Consider the following 20,087-nt stretch of genomic DNA (forward strand, 5'->3'; position numbering starts at 1 on the left):
CGCGTCGCTCCCGGTGAGCGTGGTGACGGCGGGGTCGGAGAGCCGTAACGGGCAAGTCCTGCCGGGTCGAACGGTCGGCGATGGGAGACGACGGCGGCATCGGCGGGCGGGACGAACCGGCACGCGTGCCGGGCGATCACTCGGAACTCCTCTCGGAACTCGACTCGCACGACCTCGCGGTCGCGACCGATCCCGAGGCGCCGGCCGACGCGGGCGTCTTCGACGACGACCCCACGGCCGACCCCGACGAGACGTTCCCGCAGTCGGTCGGAAGCGGGGGGCCGACCCCCGAGGGCGTCATCCTGTGGACGCGGATCGCTCCCGACGCCTTCGCCCCCGACGAATCGCTCGGCGTGCAGGTCGCCCGAGACGCCGAACTGACCGACGTCGTCTACGAGGGCGTCGTGACCGACGCCGAGCGCGTCCGGGCGCACGACTACACGGTCAAGGTCGACCTCGACGGCCGCCTCGATCCCGACCGCGAGTACTGGTACCGGTTCGTCTACCGGGGCGTCGCCTCCCGGACCGGACGGTGCCGGACGCTCCCGCACCCCGACTCCTCGCCCGAGTCGCTCCGGATCGCACTGTTGGCGTGTCAGAACTACTCGAACGGCTACTACCCCGCCTACCACTACGTCGCCGAGGCCGAGGTCGACTTTCTCGTCCACGTCGGCGACTTCGTCTACGAGTCCGACGGCGGCGACTTCAAGGGATTCGGCTCGTACGACTACCCCGACCGCGAGAAGTCGCTCCCGAGCGGGAACGGCCGGGTGTGGAACCTCGACGACTACCGGTATCTGTACCGCACCTACCGGAGCGACCGGTTCCTCCAGGAGGCGATGGAGTCACACACGCTCATCGCCGGCTGGGACGACCACGAGATGGTCAACGACGTCTACTGGGACCGCGTCACGAACGCCCCCGCCGGCGACCATCCGCGCGGCGACGATCCCCAGTTCATGACCGAACTGATCGCCGACGCGATGCACGCCTGGTGGGAGTTCATGCCGGCGCGGGTCGAGTACGACCCCGGGGGCGACTCCCTCCAGGAGCGGTTCCGGCTCTGGCGCTCGTTCGAGTTCGGCGACCTCGTGACGCTCGTGATGACCGACGAGCGGCTGTTCCGTGATCCGCCGCGCGAGGCCATCCCGACGGTCGACAACGTCGGCCCGCAGTACGAACCGCCCGGGCGGACGATGCTCGGCGACGAACAGCGCGCGTGGCTTGTCGAGACGATCACGACGTCGGAGGCGACGTGGACCGTCTGGGCCGACGAGGTGCTGACGGTCCCCCTGCGGATCGGCTCCGGCCCGCTCTCGCTCTACCCGGTGCAGGGCGGCTGGGACGGCTACACCCGCGAGCGAATGCGCATCACCGAAGCGGTGGCCGAGGCGGGCGTCGACAACTTCGTCACGCTCACCGGCGACATGCACAGCTACGTCGCCGCCTACCAGCAGACCTCCTACCCCGGCCGGGTGACCGGCGGCGAGGGGGTCGCACAGGGCGACCGGATCGGCGTCGAGTTCATGACGCCCGCGATCACGTCGCTGAACGTCGCGGAAGCGCTCCACCTCACGCGCGGGCGGCGAAAGCGGCTCACCGAGCCGCTCCTCTCGAAGCTCGTCCCGCTGATGAACCCCCACATCGACTTCTTCGACGGCCACAACTGGGGCTACTCGGTCGTGGAGTTCACACCCGACGACTGCACCTACGTCGGCTACGCCGTCGACAAGACGGTGAACTCCCCCGACGCCGACCGGGAGGTCGTCGTCGCGTACCGCGTCCCCGAGGGCCGCGTCGAACTGGAGGACGTGACTTGCGAGCACTCGGTCTAACTGGTGGGTGTCGATTCCAGTACGAGGTCGTCACGTGTCATGCTCAGCGACGGACTGCACGTGGGAGCGGTTTCTGAGGTAACGGGCTACGTATCGTTCTCGGAGACGGACCGCACGAGAGGCGAGCGTCAGGGCGGTGATACCACGGCACTGAATGGGCCCGGTCGCTTCGACCCCGCACTCGTTTTACCCGTGAGGACCTCCCCAGCCGGTTGCGGTGCGCGCTCGCTGCACCCCTCATCCCTCGCGCGCGCGTTGCCGGACGGAGCCGGCGACGGCACGCGCCACGGCACCGCAGTTCAAAAGCGGTCGGCGCGCGAGGAGCGATCGGCCGGAGGGATTGAGCGACCGTGCGAGGGGCCTGCTCGCGCCTCCGTGCGCGAGCGACCCGGCTGGGGAGGGTGAGGCCGTTCGTCGCGCCCCGGCTACTGCGCCTTCGTTCCCCGTATCGGTGATCCTCATATCCTCGATCCCCAATCCTCTCGCGGGCATCCCTCCGAGACAGATCGATGTCGATCACGAGAACTCGCAACCGTCTCGCCGATCAGCGCCGCCCGAACAGGAGGTAGCCGGTGTGGCCGACGCCCGCGGTCGACGGCCGGGAGCCGCGCTCGCCGAAGTCCATGCGGCGCTGGATCGTCTCGAACGTCTGGACCTCCGACAGGCCCGCCTCGCGGGCGGCCTCGTGGGCGGCGCGGGTCCCCTCAACGAACGGCGAGTAGACGGCGACGAACCCGCCCGAAACCAGGAGGTCCGGCGCGCGCGCGACGACCGCCGGTGCGTCTTCGGTGTCGAGGGTGAGGAGGTCGTACTCCCCATCGAGCGAGTTGAGGTCGTCAGTGAGGTCGCCGGTTCGGACCTCGACCCGGTCGGTGACGCCCGCGAGGGTCATGTTCTCGCGGGCCACGTCGGCGAAGTCCGGGTCGCGCTCGTAGCTCACCACGTCGGCACCGACTCTCCCCAGATAGGCGGCGAGGACCCCCGTGCCCGTGCCGGCGTCGAGGACGCGGTCGCCGCGAGAGGCACCCGTGTGGCCGACGACGAGGCCGATGTCGCGCGGCATCATCGGCGCGCCGGTGCGCTCGAAGTGGTCGAAGAGGTCGGGGCCACGCGGCTCGCGCACCTGGAAGCGCTCGCCGAGATGCGTCTCGACGGTGTCGCCAGCCGCGACGTCGTCGGGCACGTCGATGACGCCGAGATCGGTCCCGAACTCCGCGCCGGGTTCGAGGAGGTACTCGCGGTCGCCGTTGACGAAGAGGAGCCTCACCGCGTCACTGGAACCGGGCGATCGCCGCCGCCAGGTCGCCGTCCTCCGTGGCGAGCGCCTCGCGGGCCTCGTCGGGGGTGACGCCGGCGCGCTCGACGACGAGCTGAACGTCCTCGTCGGGGATCGCGTCGTCGACTCCCGTCGTGCCGTCGTCGGCATCGTCGACAGCATCGGCGTCGCTCGCCTCACCGGCTCCGCGCTCTCGCGTCTCGGGCTCGCCGACGACCTGGTACGTCTGGGTCCCCTGGGCGTCCATCCGGGTGACCTGTGCGTCGGAGAAGACGAGTTCCTCGTCTCCGGTCCGGATGATCACCTCTTCGGCATCGAGTTCGGTGACGTCGATGCCCATCTGTTTCATCATCTGCTGCATCTTCCGCGGGTTCATGCCGCCGCCTCCAAACATATCTCGCGAGAGGGTGTGGGTCGGCAAAAGCGTGGCGAACCACGGGAGCGCGTCCGCCGGCGCGAGAGAGCTCAGACGTGGTCTTTCGGCAACAGCGCCTCGAACTCCCGGGTTGCGAGCCACTCACAGAGCTCGACGAGCTGGGTCGTCGCGGCCTCGAACAGCCGCTCGCCCGTCTCGGCGGAGGCGTCGGTCTGGTCGCCCAGCACGCCGTTGTCCGTGTTGTCGATGGCGTCGTAGAACGTCCGCGCGCCGTTCTGGACGGCCTCGGGGTGGTTCTCCCAGTCGACGAGGCCGCCGTCTCGCGCGTCCGCTAACCGCTCGTCGTGGACGAGTTCGGGGTGGAGGTACTGGATGAGCGACGTCTCCTTCGGGCCGCCGTGGGGGCCGGGCTGGGCGAAGGCGTCCTCGATCAGGTCGGGGATCGATTCGTCCCACATCCACTCGATGGCGTAGGCGTCGCCGGCGTCGCGGAGGCGGCGACCGACTTCACGGAGATGGACGACGTTGCCGCCGTGGGCGTTGACGTAGACGACGCGGTCGATTCCGTGGTAGGTGAGGTTCCGCGTCAGCGACTCGACGTAGTCTCTGAAGGCGGGCGCGTCCGCCCACATCGTGCCGTGGAACTGCCGGTGGTGTGGGCTGACGCCGACGGTTATCGTCGGGGTGCAGAGGTAGCCGGTGCGCTCGGCGGCCTCGCGCGCGAAGGCCTCGGCGATGAGGTGATCCGTGCCCTCGGGGAGATGTGGGCCGTGCTGTTCGGTCGAGCCGAGCGGGACGATCGCCAGCGACTCCGCTTCGAAGTAGGTTTCGAGGTCGGGCCACGCCTCGTCTGCGAGATACATCGACTGAACATCCGTCGTCGGGTACGTATAAGTTGGGCCCGCGCCGGCGCGCCTCACTCGATGGTGTAGGCGGTCGTGTCGTCACCGCCGACGAGGAGGGTGTCGTCGTACACGGCGAGATCGCTCACGTCCTGCGTCGACCGGTGAACGACAGACCCACCGTCCCGGGCGAACCCGGTGAGGCCGTTTGCCTGGTTGGCTGCCCAGACGTGCGACACCGAGAGCGCCACTGATTCGACGGTTTCGTCGACACTCGCCTGCCAGCGCACCGTTCCGGTGTCCCGCTCGATCGCGTAGACCGTCCCGGCGACCGTCCCGCAGACGACCAGCGTGTTGTCGACGACGGGCTGGGCCACGATGCGGTCGTCGACGTCTGTCGACCACCGCGTGCTCCCGTCGTCGAGGCTGTAAGCGGCCATCTGGTCGAACGCGCACGGGTAGTAACTGCTGCCCGAGACGGCCGCGCCGTCGGTCGACATCCTGATCCTGTCGTAGTGCTTGACGATCTCACCCGTCGCCGGGTCGAGAAGCGTTATTCCCGCGTCGGACGTCCCGGTTGACCCCACACAGATGGCTCCGTCGTACGTCGCGATGTCGACGAGATAGCGGCCACCGACCTCGGCGAGGTGAGTGTCCCACACCTGCTCGCCCGTTTGCATGTCGACGCCAGTGACGAGCGGGTCGTAGTCGATGTCCATCCCGTAGGTGTGGCTTCCGACCGCCGCGACACCGTCGACGACCGCGACGCCCCGGGCGTAGTTGTGTCGCGCGTCGGGTGGTGCGTCGAAGCGCCACGCCTTCTCGCCGGCGGGGTGGTCGTACGCGTAGAACTGCGCCCCGACCTCGGGCGAGTAACCCTCGCCGTCCGGGTCGGGGCTCAGGCCGAACACCGCCCGACCACCACTGATTCCGAACGCCTCGGTGCCGAGGACGTCGTCGTCGGCGAGTTCGGCGGTCCAGCCCATCTCCGACTGATGTGCCGTCCCCACGCCGTCGGTCCCGCTGAGGTAGAACGTCTGGTTCGACACCCAGCCGTCGTTCACGTGCCACCCGTCGGTCCAGCGTTCGGTGAGCGTCACCTCGCCGATTCCGACCGTGTCTCCAGTGTCCTCCTCGCCGGTGGACGGCTCGGTGTCCGCGTCGTCGCCGTCGGGGCCTCCGGTCGCCGGGGTCGTCGTATCGGCCGCTGCCGGGCCGCTCTCCTGTAGTCGAAGACACCCGCTCGTTCCCGCCATCCCGACGAGAGCCAACAGATCTCGTCTGTGCATAGGGTACGGTACGGCTCGGCTGACATATAGCTTGAGTAGACGATATCGATTCTGATTATTTCTCGGAACTGTTATATTCAGTACTTCCGACCATTACTCCGTATGCGTCGTCTCGTGACGACTGGTGTCGTCGGCAGTACCTACAACGCGGTGGTTCGCCCCTCGCGGTTCGTCCGGGCGGACGTCGCTCGTGCCAGCGGCTCGCTCGGAGCAACTGTCTCGGGGAGTCGCCGTCTCCTTACGGTGTTCGTCGTCAATCTCGTGATCTACGCGGTCCCGATCACGCTGGCCGGGTTCGGCTCGACGTTCACCGCTACCGCGCCGCCGTCGGCGATCGCGGCGGTCACGCGGGTCGGCGGCCTCTCGCCGATCGAGGCGTGGGATTTCGCACAACGGTTCGTGCAGAACTCGTTGTACATCTCGCTCGGGGCCGCGCTTACGTTTCTCGCGTTCCATGGCAGCGTCTGGTTGACCCGGAGTTCCGCCGGCGTCCTCCCGTCGTTACACACGGTCGTCTACAGCACGAGTGCGTACCTCGCGGGCGTGTTCAGCGTCGTCTGGTTCATCGCGACCGCTCCGTCGGTGGTCGTCGTCGACCAGTTCGTGCTGAACGTCCAGAAGCGGTTCATCTACACCCTCATCGACGCCACGGGGGCCGGCCTCGAACTCCCGTCTGGGCGTCCGACCGCAGTCGACCTCGCGGGGGCGACGCCCACCGGGCAGCTCGCACTCGCTACGCTCGTCGTCACCGTCGGGTACTTCGTCTACTCGATGTACCTCGGGTCGCGGCTCAACCACGGCGCGTCGCAGACGACGGCAGCGATAACGGTCGTCACGGTCGGGGCGACCCCGGCAGCGTTCGTGCTCGGGTCCATCGCGCTCACCCTCACTGGAGGCAGTCTCGTATGACAGATGCGAATCAGCGGACGACGGCAGAACAGCTCGCAGACACCGACGGGAAGCGAACCGACGGTGACCCGACGAACGGGAGCCACGCCGACCAGGGAGCGTCCGGCGTCCTGTTCGTCACGAACCCGTCGGCCAAACCGACCGCGGTCAAACTCGGACTCACCGCCCTCGTCGGACTCGCGGTCGTCGGGTACCTCCTGTCCAGGCCGGACCTGCTCGGCGGGCCAGAGGCCACACAGATCGGCGTGTACGTCGTCGCGTTCGTGTTCGTGGTCGCCGTCGCGCGACTGCTGGTCCGGGTCTACCTTCTCACACGGTTCCGGTACGTGGTCACGGAAGACGCGCTTCGCCGGGAGTACTCGCTGTTGTACTCTTCGAAGTCGCGCGAACTCCCGCTCGAGAAGGTCCGTGGATACGAACGGACACAGAGTCGCGTCCAGACCGCCCTCAACGTCGGAACGGTCGGGTTCCTCACGGCCGCGGACGCCCGCGGTATCGGGTTCCTCGCGTTCGAGAACGTCCCCGAGTCCGAACGGGTCCAGGCACTGATCCGACGGCACGTCGAACGGGAGCAGTACTGACCGATGCCCGGACGTCACCTCACGGCACTGGTCGCTCGGACGGGAGCGCGCTGATGTCGACGGAGCCACGCGAGCGAGACGGGCACAGAACCGACGGGGACGTGACACCGACGCCGGGCCCGGTCCTGCGGTTCGGAGTCGCGCTTCTCGCCGGCGGCGTCACCGCACTCGTGACCCTCCTGCTCACCCCGGTGGTCGAGGCCACGACGCCGCTCCAGTTCTCGCTCGCGCAACTCGGTGCCCTCGCCGCGGGCACGGGGCTCCTCGTCGCGGTCGACGGCGCGAGACAGCCCGCTCCGCGCTTCGTCGTCGTTCGGACGTCGTACGTCGTCGCGGCGCTCGTGGTCTGTGGTGGGGTCGCGCTGGGCGTCTCACTCTGGTTGCAACCCACACCCACCCCGAGGACGGGACAGACGTCTGCACTCGAATACGCGCCGCTGATTCCCGTGGTCGTCGGTGCGTTCCTCGGACTGCTCGTCGCCGGTTTCGGTGTGTTGTACCGGCGGCGGACGACCTTCGACGCGTCCGAGTAATCCCTCCCCCGCACGCGTCGACGGAGCGACTACCCGACCCGAACACTGACCGCCACGCCCTCCCCGGCCGGGAGGACGACCGTCTCGAGCGCCGGATCGCTCCGAACGAGGTCCAGGTACGACGCGATCCCTTCGGTCGTCGTGTCGACGTCCCACGGCTCGTCGCGCGTGACCAGTGGATCTTCCTCGGTGTCGAGCATCACGGAGAGGGTCTCGGCGTCGACGGGGCCGGCAGTCACGTTGTCGGCGACGACGACACCGCCGGGTTCGAGTTTCTCGCGAACCCGCGCGAGCGCCGGCGCGTAGCGTGCCCCCTCGTGGTCGAGCAATACCACGTCGAACGGGCCGTCGTACCGGCCGACCGCGGCCATCGCGTCGCCCGACTCGAAGACGAAGTCGACACCGTACGCGCCGTCGAGGAACTCCCGTGCGAGCGCGAGTTCCTCGTCGTCGTACTCCGTGAGGACGATCCGACCGCCGTCCATCCCGCGGGCGAACCACGAGGCGGAGTAGCCGAACCCCGACCCGAACTCGAAGACGTCGGTGGCGTCCGTGAGTCGCGCGAGGAGGCGGAGGACGCCCCCGACCTGCGGCCCGACGGTCGGGAAGCCCTCGGCCACGCCGTGGTCGAGCATCCGGGACTGCCGGTCGTCGTGTGTCGGCGCGACCGCCCCGAGGAGTCGACGGAGTTGTTCGTCCATACCTCACCGGTTGCCCCGGTCCGGGATTAACCCTCCCCCGTGGGTGTCGTCGCCGGCGGCCGTCGATCAACCCCGTCTCCCCGTCCGAGAAGGACAACTATTATCACCTGACGGGGAGTTGTCGAGAACCGAACGGAGGATACACAGATGCCACTCGTTCCGTACGACCCCTCAGACGAGCCCGAACGAGACCCGTACCTCCCGGACTTCGACGAGATCCTTGACCGCATCCTGAACGGCGACAACGACCCCTCGACGCCGTCCGGCGGCGCGTAGACGACCGAAGTCGCGTCCGGCCGCGTCAGGCCCGCCCAGCGACCGGGACCCAGTCTCGTTCTCCCGTACTTTCGCGTCTCGTCCCACCCTCGCCTCGCCCGAGTCGCGCGTTCGCGGTCCGCCAACGACCACCGTTAAGTCCGCCCCGACCGTCACGGTAGTCGATGTACGACCCCGCAGACCTCGAACGCATTCGCGCTGCGAAATCCGAGTGGGAGGAAGAGACGCTCGGTCCGACGCTGGACCGGTTCGGGGAGCGCGAGGAGACGTTCACGACCGATACCGGCGGGCAGGAGGTCGACCGACTGTACACGCCCGCGGACGTCGAGACGGACTACCGCGAGGACCTGGGATTCCCCGGGGAGGAGCCCTACACCAGGGGCGTCTACCCGACGATGCACCGCGGCCGGCTGTGGACGATGCGACAGTACGCCGGCTTCGGCACCGCCCGCGAGACGAACGAGCGGTTCCGCTACCTCATCGACAACGGCTCGTCGGGGCTGTCTCTCGCTTTCGACCTCCCGACGCAGATGGGCTACGACTCCGACGCCGACATGGCCGCGGGCGAGGTCGGCAAGTCCGGCGTCGCCATCGACACGCTCGACGACATGCAGACGGTATTCGACGGGATCCCGCTCGACGAGGTCTCCACGTCGATGACGATCAACGCGCCTGCGGCGGTCCTGCTCGCGATGTACATCGCGGTGGGCGACGAGCAGGGCGTCCCGCGCGAGAAGCTCCGGGGGACGATCCAGAACGACATCATGAAGGAGTACGTCGCGCGGAACCTCTACATCTACCCGCCGGAGCCCTCCATGAGGCTCATCACCGACATCTTCGAGTTCTGTGCCGCCGAGACGCCGAAGTTCAACACCATCTCCATCTCGGGGTACCACATCCGCGAGGCCGGCTCGACGGCAGCCCAGGAGATCGCCTTCACGCTCGGTAACGGGATCGAGTACGTCCAGGCCGCCGTGGACGCGGGGCTCGACGTGGACTCGTTCGCGCCGCAGCTGTCGTTTTTCTTCAACGCCCACAACAACGTCTTAGAGGAGGTCGCGAAGTTCCGCGCGGCGCGGCGGATGTGGGCGACGATCATGGACGAGCGGTTCGGGGCCGAGAACCCCAAGTCGAAACAGCTGAAGTTCCACACCCAGACCGGCGGCTCCACCCTCACGGCACAGCAGGTCGACAACAACATCGTCCGCGTCGCCTACCAGGCGCTGGCGGCCGTGCTCGGCGGCACGCAGAGCCTCCACACCAACGGGAAGGACGAGGCGCTCTCACTGCCCACGGAGAAGTCGGTTCGGACCGCGCTCCGGACCCAGCAGATCCTCGCTCACGAGTCCGGCGCGGCCGACACGATCGACCCGCTCGCGGGCTCGTACTACGTCGAGTCGCTCACCGACCGCGTCGAGGAGGACGCCTTCGCGCTCCTCGACGAGATCGACGAGCGCGGCGGGATGCTCGACTGCGTCAAGAACCAGTGGGTCCAGCGGCAGATCCAGGACGTCGCCTTCGAGCGCCAGCGCGAGATAGAAGCAGGCGACCGGGTCATCGTCGGCGTCAACGAGTTCCGCGTCGACGAGGAACCGCAGGTCGACATCGAGGAGGTCTCCGAGGAGGACGAACGCCGCCAGGTCGAGCATCTGAACGGGGTCCGAAACGACCGCGACGAGGCGGCGGTCGAGGACGCGCTCGCGACGGTGCGCGACGTCGCCCGCAGTGACGGAAACCTCATGCCGCCGATCATCGAGGCGGTGAAGGCGTCCGCGACGGTCGGCGAGGTGTGCGGCGTGCTCCGCGACGAGTTCGGCGAGTATCAGCCCGGAAGCGCGCTCTGAGCCGAAAAAGCGACGACTGAACTGCCCGGTCAGGAGTCGAGTACGCTCACCGTGCGGCGGGTGGAGGCGGTCTCGACGGCCGCCAGCAGTTCGTCCGTGATCGCACTCTTGCGGTGTTCACACATGAGGTGAACCCTGAGATCAGTGCGGTTCTCGAAGCGTTGTGAACACATCGGGCACGGTGCGTATTCCTTCATCATCGTTAATGATGTATCTGCACAGGAAGAACAAATACCTGTCGGTACCATTCACCATCGGAAACTCTCCGGCCGGCGCGGCTGTTCGGCGGTGGAGTTTATCCGACGGGGCGAGACCACCGAGGCATGGAGTTTGACCACATCGGTGTCGCGACCACCGCTGCCGCCGACCTCGCTGACCTGTACGCCGATCTGCTCGGGACGCCGGTCGCACACGAAGAGACGTTCGAGGGGATGTCGGTCGTCTTTCTCGAACTGGACACCGGCTACTTCGAGTTGCTGGAGCCACGGGACGACGGGGCGATCGCCCGCTACCTCGAACGGAACGGAGCCGGGATCCACCACGTCGCGTTGCGGACGCCGGACATCGACAGCTCGCTCGAACGGGCCCGGGAGCTGGGCGTCGACCTCGTCGACGAGGAGCCCCGCCCGGGGGCGTGGGGACACACGGTCGCGTTCCTCCATCCGAAGTCGACGGGCGGCGTCCTCGTGGAGTTCGTCGAGCACTGAGAGGCCGTCGCGAGTCGTCACCGGTGTCTCGCCGGATCGCGGTGACGAGGCACCGGTACACACGGCTGCGACAGTCCCGCTGTGACGCGGCCGACCGCAGGGAGACCGGTACGTCGACGATCCGACGGCTCCCGTCGGCGTCTCCGAGCCTGCCGTGGGCGGTTCCGCCGGATCGGCCGCCGGGCGACGCCGAGAGAAAGACAGTAGTGGCCGGGTGGCGACGTTGGAGTCACGGATGTATGACTGGCTCTCTCACCGGGCACAAGCGGCTCCCGAGCGCACGGCGCTCGTCCGCGCAGCGACCGGCGAGACGCTCTCCTTCGCGGGTCTCGACGCCATGGTCGACGACCTCGCCGGCCGGCTGACCGCACTCGGTGTCGAGGCCGGCGACCATCTCGGAACGGTCCTCGAAACCCGACTGGCCGCGGTCTGTGCGATCCACGCGGCCGACCGACTCGGCGTCGTGTTGGCCCCGCTCAGCCATCGGCTCACCGCTGACGAGCTGAGAGACCAGATCGACGCGGCGGACGTGACCACCCTCGTCTGTTCGGAAACGACCGAAGCGCGTGCGATCGAGGCGTTCGACGGGCCGATCTGTTCGGTCGACGACCCCACGACCGACGACGCCGTCGCGCTCGCGGAGACGACCCCCGCGGCGGTCGAATCCGTCGACTGGGACCTCGGCGACACGCGGCTTCTGCTGTTTACCTCCGGGACGACCGGCGAGCCGAAGGTCGTCCGCCTCACGACCGGCAACCTCCTGTGGAACGCCGTCGCCTCGGCGTTCAGGCTCGGACTGCACCGCGACGACCGCTGGCTGGTGTGTCTCCCGCTCAGCCACATGGGCGGCCTGTCGCCCGTCATCCGGATGCCGCTGTACGGGACGACCGTCGTGCTCCGGGAGTCGTTCGACGCGGGGCGGACCGCCGACGACATCGGGAACTACGACGTCACCTGCATCTCGCTCGTCCCGACGATGTTGAGGCGGATGCTCGACCTCCGGGGGACGCTCGCGGACTCGCTCCGGGTGGTGTTGCTGGGTGGCGCGCCCGCCCCGGACGAACTCCTCGAACGCTGTCGTGACTTCTCCGTGCCGATCCACCCGACGTACGGGATGACCGAGACCGCATCCCAGGCCGCCACGGCCACGCCGAACGAGGCGTTCGACGACATCGGGACTGTCGGCCGGCCGCTGTTTTGGACCTCGGTGTCCATCCGTGGCGACGACGACGCGCCCCTCGGTCCCGGTGAGATCGGCGAGATCGTCGTCGACGGCCCGACGGTGTCGCCGGGCTACTACGGAAACCCCGAGGCGACGGCGGCGGCGTTCGGCCCGCACGGGCTCCGGACGGGCGACGTGGGCTACCGCGACGAGGACGGCCACCTCTTTCTCGTCGGCCGGGTCGACGACCGGATCATCACCGGCGGGGAGAACGTCTACCCCCGCGAGGTCGCCGACGTGCTCCGCTCGCATCCGATGGTCGCCGACACGGCCGTCGTGGGCGTGCCCGACGACGAGTGGGGGCAGCTGGTCGGTGCGCTCGTCGTGCCCGTCGGGGACGATCTGACGGTCGACGAACTCGACAGCCACTGCCGCGAGCGACTCTCGGGGTTCAAACTCCCCCGAGTGGTGTCGTTCGCCGACGAGCTCCCACGAACCGAGTCGGGGACCGTCCGGCGCGACGCCGTTCGGGACCGCCTGGCGGAGGGGACGGCGATCCCGGACGCCGAGGCCGCCGCCGACACGGCGGTGGCCGGCGGGTCCGACGAGAGCGAGACCGACCCGTCCGACTCCGCCGCGCCCGAGACACTGATCGACGACGACCGGACCGTCGGCGGCGGGGCGGAGTCGGCCGCCGACGCGAACGGCGACGGGTTCCTCGGCGGCGGGTCGGCCTGGGGGCTGGGCGACGAACCGGCCGAGGACTCCGTCGGGGCGGACGACGCGACCGACGCGCCGGACGACGCGGAGCCCGAGCCGGATCCACCTGACTTCGTTCGGGAGGTGCTTCCGGAGGACCCCGCCGACGGTTCGAACGTCGAAGCCGACCCCGACGAGCGAACAGACAGCGCTGGCGACACGGACGGAGACGACTCCGAGGGACAGGACGATCACGACGGAGCCGACGACGCCGAGGCGGACGATCGGGCGGCGTCGGACGCCGAGCCACACGAGAACTGAGCCGTCTCGGAGGAACAATCATTATGGTTCCGTGTCAGTTGGAGCTATGGTAGGGACGACAGCCCAGACGTTACGACCGTTCCTGTGGCGGGCGGCGAAACTGTACCCCGACCGTGAGATCGTCTCGCGTACACACGAGGGGATCGATCGGACGACGTACGCGGCGTACGACCGTCGGGTGGCCCAACTCGCGAACGCGCTCGACGGGGTGGGGATCGACGACGGAGAGCGGGTCGCGACGTTCTGCTGGAACCACACCCGGCACTTCGAGACGTACTTCGCGGTCCCCTCCCGCGGATCACAGCTCCACACCATCAACCCCCTGTTGCCGGACCACCACGTCAAGTACATCGTCGAGAACGCCGCGGACAGACTCCTGTTCGTCGACCCGTCGCTCGTGGAGAAACTCGAGGGCGCGGCCGCAGAGGCCGACGGCGCGTTCGACACCGTCGAGCGGTTCGTCGTGATGGGGAGCGACGTGCCCGAGACGTCGCTCGACCCCGTGGTCGACTACGAGTCGTTCGTCGGGGGGCACGCGGAGACGTACGACTGGCCCGCGCTCGACGACGAGACGCCCGCCGGGATGTGTTACACATCGGGGACGACGGGCAAACCGAAAGGCGTCGAGTACAGCCAGGGGATGATGTGGGCGCACACGATGGGGATCCTCCCGGAGGCGGGGCTGGATTTCCGCGCCGACAGCGTCGTGATGCCCGTCGTGCCGATGTTCCACGTGATGGCGTGGGGGTTCCCGTACGCGACGACGGCCGCCGGCGCGAAACACGTCTATCCGGGGCCCGCGCCCGACCCGGCCGACCTCGCCCGGCTCATCGAGACCGAGGGCGTGACGTTCTCGGCGGGCGTCCCCACCGTCTGGCTGGGTCTGCTCGAGTATCTCGAGGAGAACGAGGCGGACCTCTCGTCGCTCGAACGGGTCGCCATCGGCGGGGCCGCGGCACCGAAGTCGCTCGTCCGCACGTACGAGGAGGAGTACGACGTGCAGGTGGTGCACGCGTGGGGGATGACCGAGACCTCGCCCGTCGCCGCCGTCGCCCACCTCAAACCGGGGATGGAGTCGTTGCCCCCCGAACGACGCGACGAGAAACGGGTCAAACAGGGGCTCGTGCTCCCCGGACTGGAGTTCAAAGTCATGAGCGACGAGGGCGAGGTGCCGTGGGACGGCGAGCAGTTCGGCGAGCTCTGGATCCGCGGGCCCTGGGTGACGACGGAGTACTTCCGCCGCCCGGACGCCAACGAGACGGACTTCGCCGACGGGTGGCTGAAGACCGGTGACGTCGTCACCGTCGACCCCGACGGATACATCCAGATCGTCGACCGCGCGACGGACGTGATCAAGTCGGGCGGCGAGTGGATCTCCAGCCAGGAACTGGAGAACGCCATCATGGCTCACGACGACGTGGTCGAGGCGACCGTCATCGGCGTCCCACACGAGAAGTGGCAGGAGCGGCCGGTGGCGTTCGTGGTCCCGCGCGAGGGCGTCGGTGAGGGACCGCTCCGGAGCGACATCGCCGACCTGCTCGAAGGGGACTACCCGACGTGGTGGGTCCCCGACGACGTCGTCTACATCGACGCGGTGCCGAAGACCGCGACCGGGAAGTTCGACAAGAAGGTGCTCCGCGAGGAGTACGCCGATCACGACGTCGACGACGTGCCCGAGGGGGCCGCACCCGACGACGACTGAGACGGTCTGTCGTCGCTGGTTCCCGGTCGTCGCCGCCCCTGGGGTCGGCGATAGCCGGCACCGACTGACGACAGACCTGATGAACCGCCGGCCGGTTCGGTAACGTTCACGAACTATTTTGATCGTTCATCCCTACCGCGAGACATGGACCTCCTCGACGACTCCGTCGTGCCCGAACGTGCCCGCGAGATCAAGCGTCGTGCCCGCGAGTTCGCCGCCGAACGGATCGAGCCCGTGGCCGCCGACTACCACGCCTCGGGCGCGTACCCGTGGGACGTGCTCGAAGCCGGGATGGACGCCGGGCTCGTCGCGGGCGACATCGGCGAACGGTGGGGTGGGTCGGGGTTCGACCTCGCACAGCAGTTGGCCATCGCCGAGGAACTGTACCGGGCGGACGCGGGAATCGCACTCACCCTCCAACTCGCGAGCTTCGGCTGTAGTATCGTGGAGTCGTACGGCGACGAGGCCCAGAAGCAGACGTGGCTCGAACCGGTCGCCGCCAACGACCAGCTCTCGGGGCTCGCGGTCTCGGAGCCGGAGACGGGAAGCGACATGGCCGGGATGACCACCTCGGCCGAGCGAACCGACGACGGCTGGGTGCTGAACGGCGAGAAGTACTGGGTCGGCAACGCGGTCGAGGCCGACTGGCTCACGGTCTACGCGAAGACGGACGACACCGACAAGGCCCACGCGAACTACTCGCTGTTCATCGTCGACACCGACCGCGAGGGGTACCACGCCGAGCACATCCCGGAGAAGATCGGGATGCGGGCCTCCAAACAGGGCCACATCGTCCTCGACGACTGTACCGTCCCGGCCGAGCACCTCGTCGGCGCGCGGGGCGAGGGCTTCGGGATGCTCGCGGACTTCTTCAACAAGGGTCGGGTGATCGTCGGCGGTCACGGTCTCGGACTGGCCGCGGCGGCCATCGAGGAGGCGTGGGCGTTCGTCCACGATCGGCAGGCGTTCGACCGCTCGGTGAGCGAGTTCCAGGCCGTCCAGCACACGCTCGCCGACATGCGGACGGAGTTCGAGGCCGCCCGGGCGCTCACCTGGCGCGCCGCCGAGAAGGTCCACGACGCCGACCAGCCCGGGCTGTGGGCCGCGATGACGAAGCTGAAGGCGACCGAGGTCGCGATGGACTGTGCCGAACGCGGTATGCAACTGCACGGCGGACGCTCGATCCTCGCGGAGAACCGGATCTCACGGGTGTACCGGGACGTCCGTATCCCCGTCATCTACGAGGGGGCGAACGAGATCCAGCGGGACCTGGTCTACCGACAGTCACGGTGACCGATAGTCGCAGTGACCGACAGTCACAGAGAGACGATACTCAGCCGAACGATGAGAGTGTTATTTGATACCGTCAGACATACACTCGGTGCGCATGTCGACAACAGAACTCGACGGGAAGACGGCGGTCGTGACCGGGGCGGGAGGACAGATCGGCGGCGGCATCGCCCGTGAACTGGCACGGGCGGGCAGTGACGTCGTCCTCGCGGACGTGGACGTCCTCGACACGGCGTACAACCAGCAGGGCAGCGAGGATGTCCACGGCGCGGAGACCGCGCACGCGCTCGCCGACGAGATCGAGACGATGGGCCGGCGCTCGATGGTGGTCGAGTGTGACGTGACGAAGGCCGACCAGGTCGAATCGATGGTCGACCGTACGGTCGAGGAGTTCGGCGCGCTCGACGTCATGGTGAACAACGCCGGCATCATCACGCTCTCGCCGGTCGAAGAGCTGGACGAAGCGGAGTGGGACTCGGTCATGGACGTCAATGTCAAGGGCGTCTACCTCTGTGCGAAGGCGTCCATCCCGGAGCTCCGCAAGAGCACGGGCACGATGATCAACACGGCGTCGATCGCGGGCGAGATCGGCGCGGCGGGACTCGGGCACTACGTCGCGTCGAAACACGCCGTCATGGGGCTGACGAAGTGTCTCGCGCTCGAACTCGCGCCGGACGACGTGACGGTCAACGCCATCTGTCCCGGGATCGTGAACACGCCGATGTGGGAGAAGGTGCTCACACCGGCGATGGAGGGGAGCTACGACGAGATCATCGGCGACGTGATCCCCCTGGGCCGCGACCAGACGCCCGAAGACATGGGCCGGCTCGCGGTCTACTTCGCGACCAACCGGAACGTGACGGGCGAGGCCGTCAAAGTCGACGGCGGCATCACCCAGAACGTCATCTAACCGCCACACTCCCAACGTTTATTTCATGACGGTCGGTCTCGACGAGCATGACCCCGTATCCAGTGTACCCGCCGCTCGTGACCCCGTTCACCGACGACGACGCGGTCGACGCCGAGGCGCTCGCGTCGCTCGTCGACAGCGTCGAACACCGGGGGACGGACGGCGTCGTCCCCTGCGGGACGACCGGCGAGTTCGCTAGCCTCTCCCGTGACGAGTACCGCCGAGTCGTCGAGACGACGGCCGACGCCGCCAGCGGTCGCGTGATCGCGGGGGTGGCGGACACGAGCGTCGCCGGCGTCCGGTCGCGGATGGAGACCGCGGCGGCGGCTGGCTGTGACGCGGTGCTCCTGACAGGACCGTACTTCCACACCGAGAATGCGACCGGCGGGACGACCGCGTTCCTCCGCGCCGCCGTCGACGACGCCCCCCTCCCGGTGTACCTCTACAACATCCCCGTCTACGTCGGCACGGAGCTCGATCCCGAGACGGTCGTGGCACTGGCCGCCGACGAACGCGTCCAGGGACTCAAAGACTCCAGCGGCGACCTCGACTACCTGCTCAGAGTGGTGCGCGAGACGCCCGACGACTTCGGGCTGTTCTGTGGCTCCGACAGCGTCCTCGTTCCGGCGCTGGCGAGCGGCGCGACGGGCGGCATCAACGCCCTCGCCAACGTCGTTCCCGAGGTGTTCGAGGCGGCTACGTCGGCGCTCGCGGCCGGCGACATCGAGCGGGCAGTGACGATCTCGCAGACGGCGATCGGCCCGCTCTTCGAACAGTGTGCGACTCACGGCTTCGCTCCGGCGACGAAGGCGGCGGCCGCCTCGCGGGGCTTTCTGGAGTCGACGGCGGTCCGCCCGCCGCTCGTCGAACTCGACGGCGACGCGCAGGCGGCGGTCGGTGAGGCCGTCGAAAACTCGCTGGCAGTGGTCGACGCCGACTGATCCGGGCGAGGGTTCATCTCCGATCCCGCGGCCAGCGGTCCCGTGACCTGACCGCTGTCACGGGCCGTCCGCGGTCGTGCGGCGCACCGGTCCGTGTCGCCCGTCCGCCACACCCGCGGCTGAACGCTTATTCCCGCCCGTCCCTACCCGGTGGTATGGTCGACGCCTCCGTCCACCTCCTCGACCGCGGCCGCGTCCACGCCGACCGTGGGTACGTGGTCGACGGCTACTCGATGGCCTCCGCGCAGGAACCGAACCCCGACCACGAGCGAGACGAGTTCGTCGTCTGGAGCGCGGTCGTCGATCACCCCGACTGCACGGTGCTGTGGGACACGGGCTCACACCCCGACGCGGGCGGCGGCTACTGGCCCGAGCCGTTGTACGCGGCGTTCGAGCACGTCGACGCCGCCGATCACGACCTGGAGTCGGATCTCGCCGCCGCGGGGTTCGGCCTCGACGACATCGACGCCGTCGTGATGAGCCACCTCCACCTCGACCACGCGGGCGGCCTCGCGGCTTTCGCGGGGACCGACACACCGGTCTACGTCCACGAGGAGGAACTGAAGTTCGCGTACTACTCGGCGAAGACAACCGAGGGCTCGATCGCGTACCTCGCCTCGGACTTCGATCACGACCTCGCCTGGGAGGTCGTCCACCGCGACCGCCACACCCTCGCAGCCGACTTCGAACTCATCCACCTCCCGGGTCACACGCCCGGCGTGCTGGGGGCCCGAATCGACCTCCCCGACGTGACGGTGCTCGTCGCCGGCGACGAGTGTTACGTCGACGCCAACTACGCCCAGGAGGTGCCGCTGGGGCCGGGACTGCTCTGGAGCGAACCCCACTGGTTCGACAGCCTCCAGCGGCTGAAAGAGGAAGTCCGCCGGACGGACGGGAGGGTGGACGTGCTGTACGGCCACGACCTCGACCGCTTCGACTCGTTCGCGGGGGGCTGGAACCGCTGAGCAGACGCCCAGCAGCGGCCGATCGGCGGACGCTCGCCGCCGAACCCCGGCGTCGGCCGTCGACGACCCGTCGTTCGTCGATCAGTCGTGTGCGAAGAGGACAAACCCTTTTACACACGGGATTCCTACTCGTTTACCAATGCCGAGTTCGATGGCCGAGTATCTGCGGGCCGATATGGAGTGTGAGGGGCTCCTCGAGTGTTTCCACGGGCTCAAGGACCTCGACAGGCAGGTCTTTCAGCTGCTCGTCGACGCGGACGAACGCCTGACTGTCGACCAGATCGCAGACCGGGTCGAGCGGGAACGGTCGACCGCGTACCGGAGCGTCCAGCGCCTCCTCCAGGCGGGCCTCGTTCAGAAAGAACAGGTCAACTACGAGCAGGGCGGTTACTACCACGTCTACCGCCCGGTGAGCGCGGACGAAGTGACCGACGACATGCAGCGGATGCTCAACGACTGGTACGCGAAGATGGGGCAGCTCATCCAGGAGTTCCGCGACAAGTACGACGACGAACTGGAGACCACCGTCGCCGACTAACGGCCGGTCGGGAGGCCGAGCCGAGTCAGGAGGCCACGCACCCCACCGTGTGCTTTAGGCTGTTCGAGCCCCTATCAGCACTGATATGAACAAGAACGAACTCGTCCACCTCCACGCCCTCCTGGCACGGGTGGCCGAGGACTACGTCGAACGGGGTCTCGCGACGCCCGACGACTTCACCACGTACAACGCCCTTGGGACGACCCCGATGGCCCTTCGGCGGTCGCGTGCCGACCACGAGGCGGCCACGCGAGCGCTCGCTTGCGCCCTCGCACGCCAGTCGACGGCGCAGTCACGCCGGTCGGACCGCACGCTCGAAGAGTCGACGACGATCTGAGCGGTCCCGGTACACGCGTTCTGCAAACCACTAAGGGACACCCGGCGTAGCCA

The 20,087-nt window shown here is 68.3% G+C and carries 21 protein-coding genes; 15 read left to right on the top strand and 6 right to left on the bottom strand.

What is annotated here, in order from left to right:
- Positions 1-80 precede the first annotated feature (80 nt).
- Entirely contained in the window at positions 81-1,835 is a 1,755-nt protein-coding gene (locus NKJ07_RS05650; RefSeq protein ID WP_318569609.1) for an alkaline phosphatase D family protein, read from the top strand.
- Between the two features lie 544 nt (positions 1,836-2,379).
- Here the strand turns inward: NKJ07_RS05650 and NKJ07_RS05655 are convergent.
- The 4 genes from NKJ07_RS05655 to NKJ07_RS05670 all read right to left on the bottom strand — a co-directional run bounded on the left by NKJ07_RS05655 (position 2,380) and on the right by NKJ07_RS05670 (position 5,618).
- Positions 2,380-3,102, bottom strand: a complete 723-nt coding sequence (locus NKJ07_RS05655; RefSeq protein ID WP_318569610.1) for a methyltransferase domain-containing protein — start codon at positions 3,100-3,102, stop codon at positions 2,380-2,382.
- Positions 3,103-3,106: 4 nt separating this feature from the next.
- Positions 3,107-3,505: a nascent polypeptide-associated complex protein gene (locus NKJ07_RS05660; protein WP_318569611.1), complete on the bottom strand. Its 399-nt coding sequence runs from the start codon at positions 3,503-3,505 to the stop codon at positions 3,107-3,109.
- A gap of 71 nt (positions 3,506-3,576) precedes the next feature.
- Positions 3,577-4,350: a creatininase family protein gene (locus tag NKJ07_RS05665; RefSeq protein WP_318569612.1), complete on the bottom strand. Its 774-nt coding sequence runs from the start codon at positions 4,348-4,350 to the stop codon at positions 3,577-3,579.
- 53 nt (positions 4,351-4,403) lie between these two features.
- Complete coding sequence (locus NKJ07_RS05670) at positions 4,404-5,618, bottom strand: outer membrane protein assembly factor BamB family protein (protein WP_318569613.1); 1,215 nt, start codon at positions 5,616-5,618, stop codon at positions 4,404-4,406.
- 102 nt (positions 5,619-5,720) lie between these two features.
- On the opposite strand from NKJ07_RS05670, the gene NKJ07_RS05675 reads away from it, so the two are divergent.
- Genes NKJ07_RS05675 through NKJ07_RS05685 form a run of 3 tightly spaced genes read left to right on the top strand, consistent with a single transcriptional unit; the run spans position 5,721 to position 7,641 of the window.
- Positions 5,721-6,527: a hypothetical protein gene (locus tag NKJ07_RS05675; protein ID WP_318569614.1), complete on the top strand. Its 807-nt coding sequence runs from the start codon at positions 5,721-5,723 to the stop codon at positions 6,525-6,527.
- Positions 6,524-7,108 carry a PH domain-containing protein gene (locus tag NKJ07_RS05680; RefSeq protein ID WP_318569615.1) on the top strand — a complete coding sequence of 195 codons (585 nt, stop codon included), beginning with the start codon at positions 6,524-6,526 and terminating at the stop codon, positions 7,106-7,108. Before NKJ07_RS05675 ends, NKJ07_RS05680 begins: the two co-directional genes overlap by 4 nt.
- Positions 7,109-7,161: 53 nt before the next feature.
- Complete coding sequence (locus tag NKJ07_RS05685) at positions 7,162-7,641, top strand: hypothetical protein (protein WP_318569616.1); 480 nt, start codon at positions 7,162-7,164, stop codon at positions 7,639-7,641.
- Positions 7,642-7,670: 29 nt separating this feature from the next.
- Here the strand turns inward: NKJ07_RS05685 and NKJ07_RS05690 are convergent, their stop codons facing one another.
- Positions 7,671-8,342 carry an O-methyltransferase gene (locus tag NKJ07_RS05690; protein ID WP_318569617.1) on the bottom strand — a complete coding sequence of 224 codons (672 nt, stop codon included), beginning with the start codon at positions 8,340-8,342 and terminating at the stop codon, positions 7,671-7,673.
- A 147-nt stretch (positions 8,343-8,489) separates the two neighbouring features.
- Here NKJ07_RS05690 and NKJ07_RS05695 point away from each other — a divergent pair, with 147 nt between their 5' ends.
- Both NKJ07_RS05695 and NKJ07_RS05700 read left to right on the top strand, forming a co-directional pair.
- A complete protein-coding gene (locus tag NKJ07_RS05695) occupies positions 8,490-8,618 on the top strand; it encodes a hypothetical protein (protein WP_318569618.1) in 129 nt (42 codons plus the stop codon).
- 164 nt (positions 8,619-8,782) lie between these two features.
- The gene (locus NKJ07_RS05700) at positions 8,783-10,462 is read left to right on the top strand and encodes an acyl-CoA mutase large subunit family protein (RefSeq protein WP_318569619.1); all 1,680 of its coding nucleotides are present in this window, start codon (positions 8,783-8,785) and stop codon (positions 10,460-10,462) included.
- Between the two features lie 29 nt (positions 10,463-10,491).
- On the opposite strand, the gene NKJ07_RS05705 is transcribed toward NKJ07_RS05700, so the two are convergent.
- Positions 10,492-10,635, bottom strand: a complete 144-nt coding sequence (locus NKJ07_RS05705; RefSeq protein ID WP_318569620.1) for a hypothetical protein — start codon at positions 10,633-10,635, stop codon at positions 10,492-10,494.
- 150 nt (positions 10,636-10,785) lie between these two features.
- On the opposite strand from NKJ07_RS05705, the gene mce reads away from it, so the two are divergent.
- The 9 genes from mce to NKJ07_RS05750 all read left to right on the top strand — a co-directional run bounded on the left by mce (position 10,786) and on the right by NKJ07_RS05750 (position 20,034).
- Positions 10,786-11,169 (top strand): methylmalonyl-CoA epimerase, encoded by a 384-nt coding sequence (gene mce, locus NKJ07_RS05710; RefSeq protein WP_318569621.1) that lies wholly within the window; start codon positions 10,786-10,788, stop codon positions 11,167-11,169.
- A gap of 235 nt (positions 11,170-11,404) precedes the next feature.
- Complete coding sequence (gene menE / locus NKJ07_RS05715) at positions 11,405-13,351, top strand: o-succinylbenzoate--CoA ligase (protein WP_318569622.1); 1,947 nt, start codon at positions 11,405-11,407, stop codon at positions 13,349-13,351.
- 46 nt (positions 13,352-13,397) lie between these two features.
- Positions 13,398-15,053 carry a long-chain fatty acid--CoA ligase gene (locus NKJ07_RS05720; RefSeq protein ID WP_318569623.1) on the top strand — a complete coding sequence of 552 codons (1,656 nt, stop codon included), beginning with the start codon at positions 13,398-13,400 and terminating at the stop codon, positions 15,051-15,053.
- A gap of 144 nt (positions 15,054-15,197) precedes the next feature.
- Complete coding sequence (locus NKJ07_RS05725) at positions 15,198-16,346, top strand: acyl-CoA dehydrogenase family protein (RefSeq protein WP_318569624.1); 1,149 nt, start codon at positions 15,198-15,200, stop codon at positions 16,344-16,346.
- A gap of 94 nt (positions 16,347-16,440) precedes the next feature.
- Positions 16,441-17,253, top strand: a complete 813-nt coding sequence (locus NKJ07_RS05730; protein WP_318569625.1) for an SDR family NAD(P)-dependent oxidoreductase — start codon at positions 16,441-16,443, stop codon at positions 17,251-17,253.
- A 47-nt stretch (positions 17,254-17,300) separates the two neighbouring features.
- Positions 17,301-18,194, top strand: a complete 894-nt coding sequence (locus tag NKJ07_RS05735) for a dihydrodipicolinate synthase family protein (protein WP_318569626.1) — start codon at positions 17,301-17,303, stop codon at positions 18,192-18,194.
- Between the two features lie 155 nt (positions 18,195-18,349).
- Positions 18,350-19,159 carry an N-acyl homoserine lactonase family protein gene (locus tag NKJ07_RS05740; protein WP_318569627.1) on the top strand — a complete coding sequence of 270 codons (810 nt, stop codon included), beginning with the start codon at positions 18,350-18,352 and terminating at the stop codon, positions 19,157-19,159.
- Positions 19,160-19,298: 139 nt separating this feature from the next.
- On the top strand, positions 19,299-19,697 hold the full coding sequence (locus NKJ07_RS05745; RefSeq protein ID WP_425504728.1) for a helix-turn-helix domain-containing protein: 399 nt from the start codon (positions 19,299-19,301) through the stop codon (positions 19,695-19,697).
- Between the two features lie 85 nt (positions 19,698-19,782).
- Positions 19,783-20,034, top strand: coding sequence for a UPF0058 family protein (locus NKJ07_RS05750; RefSeq protein ID WP_318569628.1), 252 nt, complete (start codon positions 19,783-19,785; stop codon positions 20,032-20,034).
- The last annotated feature ends 53 nt before the right edge of the window (positions 20,035-20,087 follow it).

This window comes from Salinigranum marinum (assembly GCF_024228675.1).
Lineage (GTDB): Archaea > Halobacteriota > Halobacteria > Halobacteriales > Haloferacaceae > Salinigranum > Salinigranum marinum.